The following is a 17,379-nucleotide window of genomic DNA, read 5'->3' as shown; positions in this document are numbered from 1 at the left end:
TACACCGGCGAAGAGCCGGGCGGAGGCGTTGGGGTCGGGGTGATGCGTGCGCAGTTGCGCAACTGGTCGATCTGACGGAGACAACAGGGCTGCAAATTCGGATCGTTCCGTTCACCAGCGGATCCCAGGGGGTAGGGGCGGCCGTGGGGGCGACGCTGTTCGGGTTTCCGGGCGAGGCACTCGCGTCGTCGGCCCGCGGCCGAAGTGTTCGGCGCAACGGTCCTCACCGAAGCACCGCGCTCGGTGCGGTTCGTGCGGAGGTCGTGCGAACGGCTCGACAAGGTCGCGCTGTCACCGGTCGACTCAATGAACTTGATCCGAAGCCGATCGCAGGAGCTGCGCAATGCATAGGCACGCGGTGGTGCCCCAGTGGCGGAATTCGTCGTACGGCGGCAGCGGCAACGGGCAGTGCGTGGAGGTCGCCTGTCCGGCTGTCGGGCTGTTGGTGCGGGACTCCAGAGCCACGGCCGACGGGACTCTCCGCTTCGCCCCGGAACGGTGGTCCTCACTCGACCGCCGGTTGAGGTAGCGGGAATGCCTCTGGTCGAGGCCTCGGTCGAGGTGCCCGTCGACATCGCGACCGCCTTCGCCGTGTCACAGACAACGGGCGACGTGCGCAAACGCTGGGATCCGTTCATCCGTTGGCAGCGGTTCCTCGACGGTGCCACCGAACCGGCCAAGGGCGTACGGACCCTGACGGTCCATCGGGCCGGGTTTCGCATGGTCAGCGAGTACGTGTCCTACCAGCCGCCCACCAACGTCGGTATGCGCATGGTCGAAGGCTCGTGGTTCTTCGCCAAGATGGGCGGTGGTTGGCGGTTCACGCCAGTCGAAGGGCATCCCGACCGTACGCTCGCGGTCTGGCGGTACAACTTCGGCTGCCGCCCCCGCTGGCTCGCGCCGCTTGCCGACCGGATCGGCACCGTCGTCCTGCGGCGTGAGATCAGGCGCCGGATCGCCCACTACGCGCGGGGCTGCTCCGATCCGGTCGTGCTGGCGGCGGCGCGGGGCGCGGCGCCCTCAGAGAGCTGATCCGCTCGCCCGCATCGCGGCGATCTCGTCGGCGGAGTAGCCCAGTTCGGCGAGCACCGCGCCGGTGTGCTCGCCGAGGGCCGGGATCGCGCCCATGGGCTGTTCGTAGCCCGCGACGACCGGCGGCGGCAGCAGGGCCGGGGTCGGGCCGCCGGGAGTTTCGACGGTGCGCCAGCGGTCGCGGGCGGCGAGGTGCGGGTGCGCGATGACGTCGCTGGGCGTGTTGTAGCGGGAGTTGCCGATGCCGGCGTCGTCGGCGCGGCGCTGCACGTACTCCAGCGGGTGCCGGGCGCACCATGCGGCGATCGCCGCGTCCAGCACGTCGCGGTTGCGCACCCGGTCGGCGTTGCCCGCGTAGCGGGCGTCGTCGGCGAGGTCGGCGCGCTCGATCAACTCCCTGGCCAGCCGCTGCCATTCGCGGTCGTTGGTGGTGCCGAGGACGACCGTGTGCCCGTCGGCCGTGCGGTACGCACCGTACGGCGCCACCGCGGGCGAGCCCATCCCGATCGGCACCTGGTCGACGCCGGAGTGCCGCGTGTACGTCAGCGCGTACCCCATCATCTCGGCCATCGTGTCGAACATGCTCACCGACACCGCGGGTCCGGCGGTGTTCCCGTTCCCGAGACCGCGCCCGGCGAGCAGCGCCAGCACCGAGATCGCCGCGTACAGACCCGTGCACACGTCGGCCATCGGCGGTCCGGGCTTGGCCGGGGCGCCGGGGTGACCGGTGATCGAACAGGCCCCCGACTCGGCCTGCACCAGCAGGTCGTACGCCCGCTTGTGGGACAGCGGGCCGCCCGGGCCGTAGCCGTCGACCTCGACCGCGATCAAGTCGGGGTGCCGCGCGGCCAGATCGTCCGGCGTGATGCCCAACTTGGCGGTGGCCCCCGGCGCGAGGTTGGAGACCACCACGTCGGCGCGGTCCAGGAGGCGGTGCAGCACCGCCATCCCGGTGGGGTCCTTCAGGTCGAGCGCGACCGACTCCTTGCCCCGGTTGAGCCACACGAAGTGCGCCGCCTGACCGTGCACGACGTCGTCGTAGTGCCGGGCGAAGTCGCCGCCTTTCGGGTTCTCCACCTTCACGACGCGGGCGCCGAAGTCGCCGAGCGTACGCGTGCACATCGGCGCGGACACCGCTTGTTCGAGGGTCACCACCGTGATCCCGGCCAGAGGTCCGGCGGACGGCTGCTCCGAGGTGGTCATGAGCGCATCGTAGTCACGCCGTGCCGCGGACGGCCGGGCTCGGGGCCGGAGTTCGCGGCGCCTCGGGGCTCCGGACCTCGCGGCCGGGCAGCGTGGCGGCGATCACGGCGGCCAGCAGGGCCATGCCGCAGCCGAGGAGCATGCCGACGCGGAAGCCGTTCTCGGACGGCAGCAGGTGGCCGCCGAGGTCGGTGGTCATGTGCGACAGGATCACGCCCACGACAGCCGCCGCGACCGCGGTGCCGACCGCGCGCATAAGCGTGTTGAACCCGTTCGCCGAGGCGGTCTCCGTCGCGGGCACGGCCGCCATGATCAGGGCGGGCATGGCGCCGTACCCCAGGCCGATCCCGGTGTTGACCACACAGGTGACGATCATGACCGTCCACGGCGAGTCCATCAGGAACAGTGACGAGCCGTAGCCGAGAGCCATGACCAGCGCGCCGACGACCAGCGTGGTCTTCGGCCCGCGCGCGGCCGACAGGCGTGCGCCGACGGGCGAGAGCAGCATCATCATGAGGCCGGCCGGGGCCATCCAGAGTCCCATCGCGAGCATCGACTGCCCGAGGCCGTAGCCGGTGGACTCGGGGAGTTGGAGGAGCTGAGGGAGGATCAGCGCCTGGGCGTACATGGAGAATCCGAGGACGACCGAGGCCGCGTTGGTCAGCAGGACCTGGCGGCGGGCGGTCACCCGCAGGTCGACGAGCGGGTCGCGCGTACGCAGTTCCCACCACCCCCACGCGAGCAGTGCGACGACGGCGCCCACCAGCAGGCCCATGGTCGTGCCGCTGCCCCAGCCCCAGTCGGAGCCCTTGGAGACGCCCAGCAGCAGGCAGACCAGGCCGATCCCCAACCCGACGGCGCCCACGAAGTCGAAGCGGCCCACGTCACGGCGTGGCTCGGTGGCCGGGATGCGGAACCAGATCAGGGCCGCGACCAGCGCGCTCAGCGCGGCGGCGGCCCAGAAGAGGATGCGCCAGCTGGTGTTCTCGGCGACGCCTGCGGCGAGCGGCAGGCCGAGTGCGCCGCCGATGCCCATCGAGGAGCTGATGAGCGCGATGGCGGAGCCCATACGCTCCGGCGGCAGCAGGTCGCGCAGTGCGCTGATGCCGAGCGGGACCATGCCGGTGCCCAGGCCCTGGAGCGCGCGCCCGACGACCATCGGGGCGAGCGAGTCGGCCAGCGCGCAGACGACGGAGCCGATGATCAGGGGGATCGAGCAGATGAGCAGCATGCGGCGCTTGCCGTACATGTCCCCCAGCCGCCCGGAGATCGGCGTCGCGACGGCGGCCGACAGGAGGGTCGCGGTGACGGCCCAGCTGGCGTCCGCCGCGGTGGTGTGGAGCAGGCGCGGCAACTCGCCGATGAGCGGCACCACCAGGCTCGACATCAGGGAGGCGACGATGCCGGCGAACGCGAGGACACCGACGATGCCGCGCTCCCGTCCGGGGGGCGTGGGGTTGTCCACCGATGAGTCTCCGATCTCCGGCAATCCGGATGTGCACGATGCATGAGATGTGTTCCATGCACATGATGTGCAGTACACATATCATGTGCAGAGCACACAAGGCATCCGGCGGCCACGGCCTGTGTAGGCTCGCGGGCGGGCCGACAGACGGCAGCGGAGCGCGGGCACAACCGAGGAGAGCACGGGCAGAGCGGTGGGAGACGGAAAGCACATGGACAAGCCCACGCACCTGATCGAGTTCGAAACCATGCTGCTCACCCGGCACACGCACATGTCGGCGCGGTCACGCGGCGACGAAGGCCACCTCGACCGGACCAGCTACGTCCTGCTCAGCCGCATCAGCGTCGAAGGCCCCATGTCCATCCGGCAGTTGAGCGAGGCGTTCGGCCTGGACGCCTCCACGCTCAACCGCAAGACCGCGTCCCTGCTCGCCGTCGGCCTGCTGGAGCGCATCGCGGACTCGGAGGGCGGCATCGCCCGCAAATTCCGCATCACCCGGGAAGGGCAGAGCCGCCTGACCGCGGAACGCGACGAGATGGTCAGCGGCCTGGACAAGGTGCTCGCCGACTGGACCCCTGCCGAGGTCACCGCATTCGCCGCCATGCTCCAGCGGTTCAACACCTCGATCGAGGACCTGGCAGGGCTCCCCTGGCCCCGGCCGTGAACGTACCGGTGCGCCTCCGGAATTGACGCGCCCGCGTACGCCGGGCCCGCGATCGGGACCGACGTACGCGAACACGCGGACACACGCGGGAACGCGGCTAGAAGACGACGACGGAGCGGGCGGTCTCGCCGCCTCGGAGGGCGTCGTAGCCGTCGTTCACCTCGTCGAGGGTGATGCGGCGGGACACCAACTCGTCGAGGAACAGGCGGCCTTGGAGGTAGAGGTCGACGTAGCGCGGCATGTCGACGGTGAAGTTGTTCGAACCCATGTGTACGCCGCGGACGGACTTGCCCTGGCCCCACAGCGCGTAGCCGGGGATGTCGACGGTGGCGCCCATGCCGCCGATGCCGACGACGTACATGGTCCCGCCCGGCCGGGTCATCGCGAGGGCCTGGGTCGTCGTCGTGGCGTTCCCGACCGCGTCGAAGACGTGGTCGGCGCCGAGGCCGCCGGTCAGCGCCGAGACGGCCGCGACCGGGTCGCCTTCCGCGGCGTCGGTGGCGCCCACGGAGCGGGCGAGTTCGCGCTTGGCGTCGAGCAGGTCGACCGCGACGACGCGGCCCGCCCCGCGCAGGCGTGCGCCCTGCACGATGTTGAGGCCGATGCCGCCGCAGCCGATAACCACGACGGTCGCACCCGCGCGGATGTCGGCGGTGTTGAACGCCGCGCCCACGCCCGTGGTGACCGCGCAGCCGATGATGGCCGCGAGGTCGAGCGGCATGTCCTTGGCGATGGACACGACGGCGTTCTCGTGCAGGAGCATGCGCTCGGCCAGGCCGCCGACGCCCGCGTTCGCGCCGACGGCCGTGCCGTCGGGCAGGGCGAGCCGCGGTGGCAGGGCCGCGGTGCGCTGGATCGCCTGCTTGTCCTGGCAGAGCCACGTCTCGCCGCGCAGGCACAGCGCGCACCTGCCGCAGAACGCCGACAGGCACGCGATGACATGGTCGCCGGGTACGACGCGGGTGACCCCGGGGCCGACGTCCACGACGACGCCGGAGGCCTCGTGTCCGATGATCGCGGGCGCGGCGATCGGGATCTTCCCGTCGAGCAGATGGATGTCGGAGTGGCACAGGCCCGCGGCGGCGGTCGCCACCAGGACCTCGCCGGGGCCGGGTGCGGCGGTGTCGACGTCGACGACGGCCAGTGGTCGGCCGGACTCGCGGAACAGCGCTGCGCGCATGCTTACTCCTCCGTACTCCTCGGACATTCCCTCGGACGTTCCCTCGGGTGCCCCCGCGGACCTACCCGCAGACGTGCCGTCGGACGTTCCCGCGGGCGCTGCCTCGGACGTTCGCGTGGACGTTCAGTTCCCGCCCGGCGTCGCGTACGCCCACGCCGCCGGGACGTTGACGTTATGCCGACCGAGTTCAGAGAGGGTGCGAATACCCATGAGAGCCATGTCACGCTCGACTTCGGTGTTGAGGATGCGCAGCACGGTGTCGACCCCTTCGCGTCCTCCGGCGGCGAGCCCCCACACCCACGGCCGCCCGAGCATGACCGCCTTCGCCCCGAGCGCCAGCGCCTTCAGGATGTCGGTGCCGCGGCGTACTCCCCCGTCGAGCAGGACCTCGACGTCGGTGCCGTCCAGGGCGTCGGCGACCTCGGGGAGGGCGCGTATCGCCGCGGGCAGGCCGTCGAGCTGCCGGCCGCCGTGGTTGGAGACGATCACGCCGTCGACTCCCGCGGCGCGGGCGCGGCGCGCCTGTTCGGCCGTGGTGATCCCCTTGACCAGCAGGGGGCCGTCCCACATGCGTCGGACCAGGGCCAGTTCGTCGGCGGAGAACCCGGGCACGAACTTCGCCTCGAACCTGGTCGCCTGGTGCACCGCGTTCATCCCGCCGGTCGCCCCGGTCTCGGCGATGTTGCCCATCCGGATCCCCGGTCCGGTGGCCAGGGTCCGGATCCACCGGCCGAACCGGACCGGGTGGCGCACGACTTCGCCGATGTTCTCGCGGCTCACGTGCGGCGGCATGGTGAACCCCGTACGCCGGTCCGCCTCGCGGTTGCCGCCGACCGGGGTGTCGAGGGTGACGACCAGCGCCTCGCAGCCCGCACGCGCGGCGAGTTCGACGTACGGCGTGAAGTCGTCGGCGTTGCCCCACGGGTACAGCTGGAACCACAGCGGCCCGGGGCACTTCTCGGCGATCGCCGTGACCGAGTGGCTGGACGCCATGCTCACCGTGAAGACGGTCCCCGCCGCGTGCGCCGCGCCGGCACCCGCGAACTCCGCGTCCCGGTGCTGGATCCCGGGCATTCCCGTGGGGGCGAGCAGGACCGGGGAGGCGAGCGTACGGCCGAACAGCTCGACGGAGCGGTCGCGTTCGCGCACGTCGGTGAGCAGGTTCGGGCGCAACGTCAGCTCCTCGAACGAGCGGAGGTTGGCCCGGTGCGTCGTGAAGTCCTCGGCGGCGCTGTCGACATAGCTGAACGGGAGGGCGCACGAGCGTCTGCGGGCGAGCGCGCGGACGTCCTCGATGTTCAGCGGCCCCGCGGCGGGGCCGCCGCGGCCGGTCGCCAGCCTGCCGAGGTCGGCGAGCAGCGGGCGGGCGAGTGCGGTGAGACCGCCGAACCGGTCCTTGGCGGCCGCGTTGTCGGTCATCGGGCCACCGCCGGGGTCTTGGCGCGGTACTTGGCGGCGATCGCGGCCAGGCGGCCGGGGTAGTCCTCGGGGTCGAGGACGGCCTCGATCAGCACGAGGCGGTCGCGGTTGCGGTCGGCTTCCGCGAGGGCGGCGTCGAGTTCGGCCGCCGTGGTGGCGCGCCGGACCACCGCGCGGTCGCCCGCGCCGAAGGCGGCCGGCAGGTCGGTGTAGCGCCAGGGCGCGATGTCGTTGTACGGCGCGTCCGTCGGGTGGATCGCCCGCTCGATCGAGTAGCCGCCGTTGTTGAGCACCAGGACCACCGGCGCCGCACCCACCCGGGCCATCGTGCCCAGTTCCTGCGCGGTGAGTTGCAGCGACCCGTCGCCGATCAGCAGCAGGGTCCGCCGGTCCGGGGCGGCCACACACGTGCCGAGCGCGGCGGGGAGGGTGTAGCCGATCGAGGACCACAGCACTTGGCCGACCACGGTCACCCCGGCCGGCATCCACGTGTCGACCACGCCGAAGAACGCGGTGCCCTGCTCGGCGACGACGACGTCCCCGGTCCGCACGAACCCGGCGAAGCGGTCGCCCAGGGCGGCCTGGGTCAGCGGGGCGTGCGGGTCGGCGTCCGCGCGTGCGCGTACCGGCCGTTGCGGCGGCGCGAAAGCCGGCCGGTCCATGGACTCCCGCACGATTGTGGTGAGTACCGCGAGCGCCTCGGCCATCGGCAGGTCGCGGAAGACCGCGTCGCCGATGCGCGTCTCGTACGCGCCGACCTCGATCGTGCGGCCGGCCGGGAAGGCGTGTGTGAAGCCGCCGGAGTTGCCGTCGCTGATCAGTACGCCCACCGCGACGAGGCAGTCGGCCTGCTCGACGACGGCGCGGGTGCCGGGCGCGCTCGCCGCTCCGACGTACATCCCGGCGAACGTCGGGGCGCTCTCGTCGACGACCCCCTTGCCCATGTTCATCGCGGCGACCGGCAGCGGCCCGGCGGCGACGAGATCGGCCAGCGCCTCATGGGCGCCGTGCCGCTCCACGAGGTGGTCCGCCAGTACGGCGGCGCGCACGGCACCGGCCAGCAGCTTCGCCGCCTCGGCGCGGAACGCGGCGACCAGTTCCCTTGGCACCGGGGGCGGTTCGGGCAGCAGCGGCTCGTCGGGGGCGGGCGCGGGGGCGTGCACGAGATCGGTCGGCAGCGCGATGCGGACCGGGCGCTTGTGCTCCCAGCAGGCGCGCAGCACGCGGTCCATCTCCTCGGCGGCGTGTTCGGCGGTCAGTGTCACGCGGTCGCAGGTCACCTCGGCGTGCAGGCGCTCGAAGCGGCCGAAGTCGCCGTCCGCCATGGTGTGGTGCATGGGCAGGCCGGCGTCGACGGCGCGGGTGGACGGCGCGCCGACGATCTCGACGACCGGGACGGATTCGGCGTACGCGCCGCCGATGCCGTTGACCGCGCTCAGCTCGCCCACACCGAACGTGGTCAGGACCGCGCCCGCACCGCGCAGGCGGGCGTACCCGTCGGCGGCGTACGCGGCGCCGAGTTCGTTGCACGTGCCGACGAAGGCCAGCTCGGACGCGTGCACCTCGTCCAGGAACGCGAGGTTGTAGTCGGCGGGAACGCCGAACAGGTCCTCGACGCCCAGTTCGCGCAGTCGCGCGATCAGCCGGGTGGCGACGGTGGTCATCGGGCGGCCTCCGAGGGACGGTGCGGTCGAGCGTGCCCCCGGGCAGGGGCGGTGCGGTCGCGGGTCGGCGACCGGGTTAGCCAATGGCTAAACGCGTGAAGAGTCAAGTCCCGCGACACGCCGTCCGCCCGAAAGGCCGGGGAGGCGGACGGGCGGTTTAGGGTGATCTCGGTCGTCGCGGTTCCGACGGTGATGTCCGAATCGCGCCGCCCGTCGCAGGTCGGCGGCAGCACAGGTTCCGGGATGAGGTGGCCGCGCATGTCCGGTGAGCCCTGGCAGCCCGGGGTCCACGGCGAGGCGTACCGCGAAGCTCCCGGCGCGCAGCCCGCCGACCGTCTCTACCTCGACACCGACACCACGCTGTCGCGCGACTCGGCGCTCATGGCGAGCTGGCAGAGCTTCTGCCACATCATCCGGCACCGCATCCGGCATGTGTTCTGGAAGCTTCCGGAGGCCGCGGACCGCAGCGGCCTCGGCCCCGGCGAGATCCCGCCCGCGGACATCCTGCGGGAGATCGGCGGGATCATCGCGCAACTCGATCTGATCCGTACGATCCCGCCCGACCACGAGCTGTGGCGGGCGCGGTGGCACCACCCGGACGAACGCGTCGCCACGGCAAAGGCATTGGGGACCCTGCCCGAACGGCTGTCCACACGCTCCAACCGCATGAGTCCCGCCGGCATCCCGATGTTCTACGGCGCCACCAGTGCGGACACGGCGCGAGCCGAGGCGGTGGCCGCCCCGGCGCCCGGAGCGTCGCTGACCGTCGGTGCGTTCCGGGTGAGTCGTCCGGCCACAGTCGTCGACCTCACGAAACTGGCGCCGGTGCCTTCACCGTTGGATGCCGGGCTCGGGCACCTGAGCCAATGCGTGGCGTTCCTGCGGGACTTCGTCGAGGACCTCGCCCGCGAGGCACGGCCGGACTTCACCGAGATCGACTACGTCCCGACTCAGGTGGTCACCGAATTCCTGCTGCACGCCTGGGACTACGGGGTCCCGGTGGACGGGATCGCCTACCGCTCCACGCAACACGACGGCCAGTGCGTGGTCCGGGACGTCAAGTCCGAGCAGTGCGTGGACCCCGGCACCCCCGCCGACGGAATCGACGTACTGCGCCTCACCCTGGCCCCGGAAACGCTGCGGTCATTTCCCGCCGCCGACGCCCCGCCCTCCCGCGGCCCCGGCCCGGCGTGACGCCGCGGCGCGGGGCGGGGTGAACGCGTACAGGTCCAGTACGGGCGGCAGTTCGGCGACGCCGGGCCCGCCGTCTCCGGTCCAGGCGGCAATGTCGTCGGCGGCCGCGGAGTCGTCACTGTGGCGGGACCGCACCGGATTCACACCGGTTTCCTCGGTTTCGCCGTCGCACAGCGCCACCAGCGTGGCAGCCGCGGACCTGCCCGACCACAGCGGGCGGCGCAGGCTAAGCCCCGTGTTGCCGGGCGCGCGCCGGGCACCTCAGTAGGCGATGCCGCCGTCGCGGGTGACCTTGATGGGGACGTCGACCCAGGTACGCACGCCGCCCTCGGCAAGTCCGAGGTACTGGCAGCGGTACCCGGTGTCCGTGTGTGCCGCCGCCGTGCCGCGCTCGACCCGGAACGCGGCCGGCATCGTGTCGCATCTGAACTGGTCGGACATGTGGCTGTGGAACATGTAGAAGGCGTCCTGGACGCGCTGCGGCGTGAGGAGTTCGGCCAGCGGTTGCACGGTGTAGAAGTTGATCACCAGCGAGTCGGGCACGACATCGTCGTCCATCGCGACCGTCCACGGGATCTCCACGCCCTGGTACGTGGTCGTGCAGGATGTCACCGCGTCCGGTGCCACCACCACACGGTTGCCCTGGCAACGCGCCGTGACCTCGCCGTACACCTTCGCCATCAGCAAGGTCTCGCGGCGGAGTTCGGTGGTCACCTGGTCGAGCACCGACGCGCCGTAGGGGGCGTCCGGGACGGACTCGTCCATCTCGGGGTAGTCCATCAGGTCCGGTCGGTCGTGCACCGCGACGGGCAACTCGCGGCCGACGATCTGCGGGGGAACCGACGGGCCGGGAGACGCGGCGATCGGGTCCACGCCCATGTTGCCGCCGTCGGCGGTGCATCCGCCTGCCAACAGAGCTGCCGCCACGAGGGCCGGCGCGGCCGCCCGGGCGGCCGCGCCGCCAACGCGCGGTGGTTTTCGGTACATTCGTCTCCCTCCCACCCGACCATGATGGCTACTCCCGGGCGGCCTGATGCGAATGCTCGGTACACGTTCCGCAAAACACCTCAGTGCCGCACGGACTTCGGCAGCAGCCACCAGGCCAGTACAGCCGTCGCCGCGAGCAGGACCGCTTCCCCGACGGCGGCGGCGCGCATGCCCGGGAGCGAGAACCCGGTGCCGTCCGAAGCGACCACCAAGGCGCCGAACACCGCGACCGCGAGCGCGCCGCCCGTCTGACGCAGCGCGTTGAGGAGCCCGGACGCGGTGCCGACCCGCTCCCCCGGCACACCGTCCATCAGCTGGGCGGTGAAGGCCGGGACGGAGAGCGCGCCGCCGATGCCCAGCGGGACCAGCAGGACGATCACCAGCCAGATCGGCGTACGGGCGTCCAGCGGCAGCAGCGCGAGCATCGCCACCGCCATGATCAACTGACCCGCGGCGATCACCGGCCGCCGCCCGACACGTTCCGCGAGACGCGGCGACACCAGGTTCGTGGTCGTGATGATCGCGGCCATCGGGACGAACATCAGACCGGCCTCGAGGCCCGACATGCCGCGCAGCTCCTGGTAGTACAGGCCGAGCAGGAAGATCCCGCCGTAGAACGCCGAGTTGACGGCGAACCCGAACACCAGCGGCAGCACGACCGGACGCTCGCGCAGCATGCCCAGCGGCACCATCGGCGCACGGTGCCGCCGCTCGGCCACCACGAACAGCACCGCGGCCGACACCGACACGGCGAGCGCGGCCGCCACGCGCGGGTCGGTCCAGCCCACGTGGCCGCCCTCGATGACCGCGTACGCCAGCCCCGCGAGCGCGAGCACCGCGGTCACCTGGCCGCCGAGGTCCAGCGGCGCCGGCCGACGCACCGAGCGCTCGGTGCGGGTCAGCAGCAGCAGGATCACCGCGCCGATCGGCAGGTTGAGCAGGAACACCGCCCGCCAGCCGGGTCCTTCGGTGAGCAGTCCGCCCAGGACCGGCCCCGCGGCCATCGCGACCGAGCCGCCGACCGTCCACAGCGCGATCGCCCGGGCGCGCTGCCGGGGCTCGTCGTAGGTCTGCCGGATCAGCGCGAGCGACGAGGGGATCACGATCGCCGCCGCGGCGCCCTGCGCGACACGCGCCCCGATCAGCGTGCCGATCCCGGGAGCCAGCGCGCATGCCAGCGAGGCCAGTGTGAAGAGGGTCACGCCCCACGCGTACGCGCGCCGCGCCCCGGCGCGGTCCGACAGCGCGCCCGCCGACAGCATGAGCGCCGCGAGCATCAGGGTGTACGCGTCGACCACCCACTGCAGCCCGGTCATCCCGCTGTGCAGCGAGGAGCCGATCGAGGGCAGGGCGATGTTGACGGCGGAGACGTCGATGGAGATCACGGTGAAGCCGAGCAGGGCCGCGACGAGGGCGTACGGCGAGGTCCGGCGGCCGGCCCCGGGCAAGGACCCGACGGACTCGGCGGACCGGGCAGACTCGGCGGACTCGGCGGACTCGGCGGACCGGGCATCGGCAGGCTCGGTCGGCAGGGCGGACCGGGTGGGCCAGGTGGACTCGGTGGTCGGCATGGGCAGGTCTCCGTGGCGTGCGGACTGCGGAACTGCACGAAAGCAGTACGGAAAGGGCGGGCGGCTCCCGCAACCGGGTCCGCGGTCCGGTGCCGTGCACCCCCTGGGACCCCGGCGGCCGGGCCGCCCGCGACCTCCACACTTCCGTCCCGCCGCCCGATGCGGCAGACCGCGTCGCACCGGGGCGCCGTGTTCCTGGGTGTGACACGGCCCCCCACGCGCACACCCCGCCTGGGACAATGAGCCAATGGCACAGAGCACCGAACTGGGCAAATACCTGCGGGCACGCCGCGCCCTCGTGCGGCCCGAGGACGTGGGACTGCCCGCCGGCGCCGGGATCCGGCGTACGCCCGGGCTGCGGCGCGAGGAGCTGGCCACCCTCTCAGGGGTGAGCGTCGACTACTACACGCGCCTCGAACGCGGCCGGGAGACCAATCCGTCTCCGGCCGTGATCGACGCGATCGCCCGGGCGCTGCGCCTGTGCGGTGACGCGTACGCCCGACTGCACGAGCTCGCCGACCTCGCCGCCGGCCGTACCGCCCCCGGGGACGTCGGCGCCGACCCGGGCCACGGCGAGCGGACCGTCCGCGAGCCGGTGCTGCGGGCGCTGGAGGCGTTGCGCCCGCTGCCCGCGTACGTCGTCAACCGCTTCAACTTCATGCTCGCCGCCAACGTGCCCGGTCGCCGCCTGACCCCGGGGCTCTGGGATCTGCCGCCGGAGCAGCGGAACCTGACGCGCTATCTGTTCCTGCACCCGGTGGGCCGCAGGCTCTACCGGCCGTGGGAGGAGACCGTGGCCTCCTCGGTCGCACATCTGCGCGCGGTGGCCGGTGCCGACCCGGACTCCCCCGAACTGGCCGCGCTCGTCGGTGAACTGCTGCTCAAGTCACCGGACTTCGCCCGCCTGTGGGAACGCTACGAGGTGTTCGAGCGCGGCGGCGGCAGCAAGACCTTCGACCATCCCAAGGTCGGCGTCATGACGCTGGACTTCGAGGTGATGCAGTTGGGGCGCACGGGCGGCGTGCGCATGGTCGTCTACAGCGCCGAGCCGGGCGGTCCGGACGAGGCGGCCATGCTGCGCCTCGACTCGGCCGCACGGCGGTCGGGCGAAGCCGACGACGTACGCGAAGCCGACCGCCCTGCCGAGGCGGACGCGGACGGCCGGCCCGAGCAAGGCGGCTGACTGCCGCTCACTTCTCGGGCGCCGGCAGGCCCGGGCCGTCGAAGCGGTCGAACGTCACGAACTCCGGTACCGGCCGCCGGGTCAGCTTGCGCGGGTGCCGCTCCGGCACGCCGAGGGCGAGCATCGCGGCCACGGCGTAGGGCCGGGGCAGGCCGAGCAGTTCCTTGACCTCCGCCTCGCGCCGGCACAGGAACGTGGTCAGCACGCCGCCCAGCCCCTCGTTACGGGCGGCCAGCAGCACGTTCTGCGCGAACGGGTAGACGGACGCCCCGCCGACCACGCTCTGCCGCGGCAGGTCCCCGTCGGTGACCGCCAGTTGGCGCAGGTCGACGGCGAGGACGGCGACCACCGGCGCCCGCTCCAACTCGTCGACGAACTTGTTGCGCGGCGCCGGGGCAGCGAAGTCGATGTCGGCGGCGGGGCCCTGCCAGCGCCCGTCCTCGCCCGGGGCGAACGGCACGTGTCCGGCGGCGGCGTAGGCGGCGTACTCCTCCCACCCCGCGCGGGAGAGCTCGCGCAGCCGGCTGCGCACCTCGGCCGACCGTGCCAGGACGACGTGCCAGCCCTGACGGTTGCCGCCGCTCGGTGCGAAGCGGGCGTTGTCGAACACGCGCGCCAGCGTCTCGTCGGGCACCGGTTCGTCGGTGAAGCGGCGTACCGCGCCCGTCGTGCGCACCACGTCGGTGAATTCCATACCGGCCTCCTGGCAAATCCCCGGACCACTGCCCGGTCGGCCCTAGTGTGGGTCAGCGGGAGGTCGGCTTCGAGGAGGACACGATGCCACAGCCGGAGGGACCCGAGTTGGACCGCGTACGAGCGCGGCGCGACGACCTGCGGGACCGCTATCTGCGCGCCGGCGCCGCCCGCCCGGCCGCGCCCACACGCGGCATCCACCACGCCGCGTTCATCTGCCGCGACGTCGAGGAGACGGTCCGCTTCTACCAGGAGTTCCTGGGCTTCCCGCTGGTCGAACTGGTGGAGAACCGCGACTACGCGGGGTCGAGCCACTTCTTCTTCGACGTGGGCGGCGGCAACCTGCTGGGCTTCTTCGACTTCCCCGGCCACGACCACCCGGCGTTCGGCGAGACGATCGGCGGGATCCAGCACCTGGCGCTGTCGGTGGACGCGGAGGCGTTCACGCGCGTGAAGGGTGTGCTGGACGCGGCCGGACTCACGTACCTCGGGCCGGACCGGGGTGTCGAGGACAGCCTCTACATCGAGGACCCGAACGGCCTGCGCGTGGAGTTCTACCTGGAGGAGCCGGGCGTCTTCCTCGGCAAGCGCCTCGTGGACTGACCGGCGGGTCGTCACCGGCCGCTGTCCTTGTCGGCGGAGCGTGTGCCGGTCATGAGGGCCGCGGCCGACGCGGCGGCGAGCATGATGCCCGCGGAGACCAGGAGGGCGGCGCCGAAGCCGTGGACCGTGCCGTCCGCGGTGTCCGCCCCTTGGTGTGCACGCAGGTACGCCGCCGCCGACGTGGTGGCGACCGTGTTGAAGAGGGCCGTGCCCACCGCCCCGCCGATCTGCTGCGCGGCGTTGAAGGTGGCGGACGCCGTGCCCATGTCCGCGAAGCCGACGTCCGCGGTCGCCAGGCTGGTGGCCGAGGTGAGGACCACGCCGAGCCCGGTGCCGACGAGCAGTTGCGCGGGGACCAGGTACCCCGCCATGACGTGGCTGCTGTCGGCACTCAGCCGAGAAAGCAGCAGCAGCCCCGCCGCCATCGCCAGCAGGCCCGGGACCATCAGTGTGCGGGGCGCGACGCGTGTCAGCAGGCGCGCGGCCAGCAGCAGCGAGCCGACCAGGCTGCCCGCCACCAGGACCATGATGGTGAGCCCCGCCTCCACCGGCGAATAGCCGAGGACGGTCTGCGTGTAGTAGCTGAGGAACAGGAAGCACCCGAACAGCGAGGCCATCATCAGCCCGCTGATCAGGAAGGCGCCGCCGCGGGCCCGGTGCCGTACCACGCGCAGCGGCAGCAGCGGGTCGCGCGTGCGCGCCTCGACGGCGGCGAAGACCGCGAGCAGCAGCGCCCCGCCTGCCAGCAGTGCGAGGACGAACGGGTCGTCCCAGCCCCGCGGTTCGGCCTCGGTGAGGCCGTAGACGAGGGCCGCGACGCCGAGGGCGCTGAGCAGCGCGCCGGGCACGTCCAGGCGGCCGGAGTCCGACCGCGGCGTGTCGCGGTGCAGGTACGGGATGCCGAGCAGCGCGACCGCGGCGATCGGGATGTTGACCCACAGGCACCAGCGCCAGTCCAGGTATTCGGTCAGCAGTCCGCCCGCGAGCAGGCCCACCCCGGACCCCGCCGCGCTCATCGCGCCGAACACCCCGAACGCCCGTCCCCGGTCCCGGGGATCGGTGAACGTGAGGGTGAGCAGCGACAGCGCCGCCGGGGCCATGGCCGCGGCGAACAGCCCCTGCAACGCGCGGGCCGCGAACAGCGTGCCGGCCCCGGTCGCGGCGCCGCCGAGTGCGGAGGCGGCGGCGAAGCCGACCAGGCTGACGGCGAACGTACGGCGGTGTCCGGCCATGCCGCTGATCCGCCCGCCCAGCAGCAGGGTGCCGCCGAAGGCGAGGACGTACGCGGTGACCGCCCACTGCCGGTCGGCGTCCGACATGCCCAGGTCGGCCTGCATGGACGGCAGCGCGATGTTCACGATCGTGCCGTCCAGCACCAGCATCAGCTGGGCGAGGGTGATGACCGGCAGCGCCCACCAGCGCCTTGCGTCCGGACGCGGGTCCGGCGTGTCCGGGACTCCCCCCGGCGTGTCCGGGACTCCCCCCGGCGTGTCCGGGACGCCGCCGCCCGCGCCTCCCGCCGCTTTCGTCGTCGCTGCCGCGCCCGCTTCCGCGTCGGCGTCGAGGTCGCGCAAATCCCGCTCGTGCATGGCCCGCCCATCGCTCGCTCGTACGTTGTACCGGTACCGGTACAACGTTCTAGTGCGGGGAGCATACTAGGCTCACGGCCACGGTCGGGGCGAGGAGGCGAAGGCCATCAACGGCGGACAACCTGGCGCCAAGAGCCGGGCAGCGGCAGGTGGGAGCGGCGCCGGCAAGGGCGGGGCGGGCAAGCGCAGCGTGTGGCTGCGGCCCCCGCGCGCCTCCCGCGAAGGCCCCCCGCTGTCCCAGGCGCGCATCGTCGAAGAGGCCGTGGCCCTGCTCGACGAGCAGGGCATCGACGGCCTGACGATGCGTCGGCTGGCGGAGCGGCTCGGCTCGGGCGTGACCACGCTGTACTGGCACGTCGACACCAAGGACGATGTCGTCGACCTCGCGCTCGACGCGGTCTTCGCGCACCTGCAGACGCCGACCGGGACACCGGATCCGACGCGGTGGCGCGAGGACATCGCGGACCTGCTGCACGACTGGCGCGCCGCGATGCTGCGGCACCCCTGGTCCGCCGCCCTGCTGCAACGCCCCACCCTGGGCCCGAACCTGCTGGCCCGGATGGAGTTCCTCCAGGCGACGCTGGTCGCCACCGGGCTGTCCGGGGCACGTCTGACGGCGGCGACGTGGACGCTCTACAACTACGTCATGGGTGCCACCGTGGCCCGCGCCAGCCACGATTTGTCCGACGAGGACCGCGAGGCGGCCCAGCGACGCCTGCACGAACTACGCGACCGCTACCCCACCCTCAGCGCCCACGAGTACATGCTCAAGGACGACTGGGAGGCGGCGTTCACCGCCGGGCTCGGGTACGTCCTGAACGGCATCGCCGCCGACACGGGACCTGCCGCGCGCTGAGGTTCGGGGCCGTGCTCGGAACGCATTGCGAACGTGTTCGGCACGCCGCCGGCCGCGCGCCCCGCGCGCGGGCGGC

At 72.6% G+C, this 17,379-nt stretch carries 16 protein-coding genes; 7 read left to right on the top strand and 9 right to left on the bottom strand.

Going from position 1 to position 17,379, the window contains the following annotated elements; all coding sequences use genetic code 11:
- The first annotated feature begins 343 nt into the window (after positions 1-343).
- Positions 344-529 carry a DUF397 domain-containing protein gene (locus AB0C36_RS17715; RefSeq protein WP_358355026.1) on the top strand — a complete coding sequence of 62 codons (186 nt, stop codon included), beginning with the start codon at positions 344-346 and terminating at the stop codon, positions 527-529.
- A 5-nt stretch (positions 530-534) separates the two neighbouring features.
- Positions 535-1,032, top strand: coding sequence for a type II toxin-antitoxin system RatA family toxin (locus AB0C36_RS17710; RefSeq protein WP_358355024.1), 498 nt, complete (start codon positions 535-537; stop codon positions 1,030-1,032).
- On the opposite strand, the gene AB0C36_RS17705 is transcribed toward AB0C36_RS17710, so the two are convergent.
- Both AB0C36_RS17705 and AB0C36_RS17700 read right to left on the bottom strand, forming a co-directional pair.
- Positions 1,021-2,235 (bottom strand): CaiB/BaiF CoA transferase family protein, encoded by a 1,215-nt coding sequence (locus tag AB0C36_RS17705; protein WP_358355022.1) that lies wholly within the window; start codon positions 2,233-2,235, stop codon positions 1,021-1,023. The genes AB0C36_RS17710 and AB0C36_RS17705 overlap by 12 nt on opposite strands.
- A 13-nt stretch (positions 2,236-2,248) precedes the next feature.
- On the bottom strand, positions 2,249-3,700 hold the full coding sequence (locus tag AB0C36_RS17700) for an MFS transporter (protein WP_358355021.1): 1,452 nt from the start codon (positions 3,698-3,700) through the stop codon (positions 2,249-2,251).
- A 211-nt stretch (positions 3,701-3,911) separates the two neighbouring features.
- Between AB0C36_RS17700 and AB0C36_RS17695 the strand changes: the two genes are divergently transcribed.
- The gene (locus tag AB0C36_RS17695; RefSeq protein ID WP_358355019.1) at positions 3,912-4,364 is read left to right on the top strand and encodes a MarR family winged helix-turn-helix transcriptional regulator; all 453 of its coding nucleotides are present in this window, start codon (positions 3,912-3,914) and stop codon (positions 4,362-4,364) included.
- A gap of 97 nt (positions 4,365-4,461) precedes the next feature.
- Here the strand turns inward: AB0C36_RS17695 and AB0C36_RS17690 are convergent, their stop codons facing one another.
- The 3 genes from AB0C36_RS17690 to AB0C36_RS17680 all read right to left on the bottom strand — a co-directional run bounded on the left by AB0C36_RS17690 (position 4,462) and on the right by AB0C36_RS17680 (position 8,627).
- Positions 4,462-5,544 carry a Zn-dependent alcohol dehydrogenase gene (locus AB0C36_RS17690; protein WP_358355018.1) on the bottom strand — a complete coding sequence of 361 codons (1,083 nt, stop codon included), beginning with the start codon at positions 5,542-5,544 and terminating at the stop codon, positions 4,462-4,464.
- A 123-nt stretch (positions 5,545-5,667) separates the two neighbouring features.
- A complete protein-coding gene (locus AB0C36_RS17685; protein WP_358355016.1) occupies positions 5,668-6,963 on the bottom strand; it encodes an alpha-hydroxy acid oxidase in 1,296 nt (431 codons plus the stop codon).
- Positions 6,960-8,627, bottom strand: a complete 1,668-nt coding sequence (locus AB0C36_RS17680) for an alpha-keto acid decarboxylase family protein (RefSeq protein WP_358355015.1) — start codon at positions 8,625-8,627, stop codon at positions 6,960-6,962. The genes AB0C36_RS17685 and AB0C36_RS17680 overlap by 4 nt, the downstream gene beginning before the upstream one ends.
- 258 nt (positions 8,628-8,885) lie before the next feature.
- Here AB0C36_RS17680 and AB0C36_RS17675 point away from each other — a divergent pair, with 258 nt between their 5' ends.
- On the top strand, positions 8,886-9,821 hold the full coding sequence (locus tag AB0C36_RS17675; RefSeq protein WP_358355013.1) for an RES family NAD+ phosphorylase: 936 nt from the start codon (positions 8,886-8,888) through the stop codon (positions 9,819-9,821).
- A gap of 261 nt (positions 9,822-10,082) precedes the next feature.
- On the opposite strand, the gene AB0C36_RS17670 is transcribed toward AB0C36_RS17675, so the two are convergent.
- Positions 10,083-10,808, bottom strand: a complete 726-nt coding sequence (locus AB0C36_RS17670; RefSeq protein ID WP_358355011.1) for a hypothetical protein — start codon at positions 10,806-10,808, stop codon at positions 10,083-10,085.
- A gap of 80 nt (positions 10,809-10,888) precedes the next feature.
- Positions 10,889-12,379 carry an MFS transporter gene (locus AB0C36_RS17665; RefSeq protein ID WP_358355009.1) on the bottom strand — a complete coding sequence of 497 codons (1,491 nt, stop codon included), beginning with the start codon at positions 12,377-12,379 and terminating at the stop codon, positions 10,889-10,891.
- A 247-nt stretch (positions 12,380-12,626) separates the two neighbouring features.
- On the opposite strand from AB0C36_RS17665, the gene AB0C36_RS17660 reads away from it, so the two are divergent.
- Positions 12,627-13,562 carry a helix-turn-helix domain-containing protein gene (locus AB0C36_RS17660; protein WP_358355007.1) on the top strand — a complete coding sequence of 312 codons (936 nt, stop codon included), beginning with the start codon at positions 12,627-12,629 and terminating at the stop codon, positions 13,560-13,562.
- 7 nt (positions 13,563-13,569) lie between these two features.
- Here the strand turns inward: AB0C36_RS17660 and AB0C36_RS17655 are convergent, their stop codons facing one another.
- Complete coding sequence (locus AB0C36_RS17655) at positions 13,570-14,256, bottom strand: nitroreductase family protein (RefSeq protein ID WP_358355005.1); 687 nt, start codon at positions 14,254-14,256, stop codon at positions 13,570-13,572.
- An 83-nt stretch (positions 14,257-14,339) separates the two neighbouring features.
- On the opposite strand from AB0C36_RS17655, the gene AB0C36_RS17650 reads away from it, so the two are divergent.
- A complete protein-coding gene (locus AB0C36_RS17650) occupies positions 14,340-14,858 on the top strand; it encodes a VOC family protein (RefSeq protein WP_358355003.1) in 519 nt (172 codons plus the stop codon).
- An 11-nt stretch (positions 14,859-14,869) separates the two neighbouring features.
- On the opposite strand, the gene AB0C36_RS17645 is transcribed toward AB0C36_RS17650, so the two are convergent.
- Positions 14,870-16,447, bottom strand: coding sequence for an MFS transporter (locus tag AB0C36_RS17645; RefSeq protein ID WP_358355001.1), 1,578 nt, complete (start codon positions 16,445-16,447; stop codon positions 14,870-14,872).
- A 190-nt stretch (positions 16,448-16,637) separates the two neighbouring features.
- Between AB0C36_RS17645 and AB0C36_RS17640 the strand changes: the two genes are divergently transcribed.
- Positions 16,638-17,303, top strand: a complete 666-nt coding sequence (locus tag AB0C36_RS17640) for a TetR/AcrR family transcriptional regulator C-terminal domain-containing protein (protein WP_358354999.1) — start codon at positions 16,638-16,640, stop codon at positions 17,301-17,303.
- The last annotated feature ends 76 nt before the right edge of the window (positions 17,304-17,379 follow it).

Source organism: Streptodolium elevatio, from assembly GCF_040649515.1.
Lineage (GTDB): Bacteria > Actinomycetota > Actinomycetes > Streptomycetales > Streptomycetaceae > Yinghuangia > Yinghuangia elevatio.
Note: the sequence above shows the minus strand (reverse complement) of the source record. Positions and strands in the feature narration are given on the sequence as shown.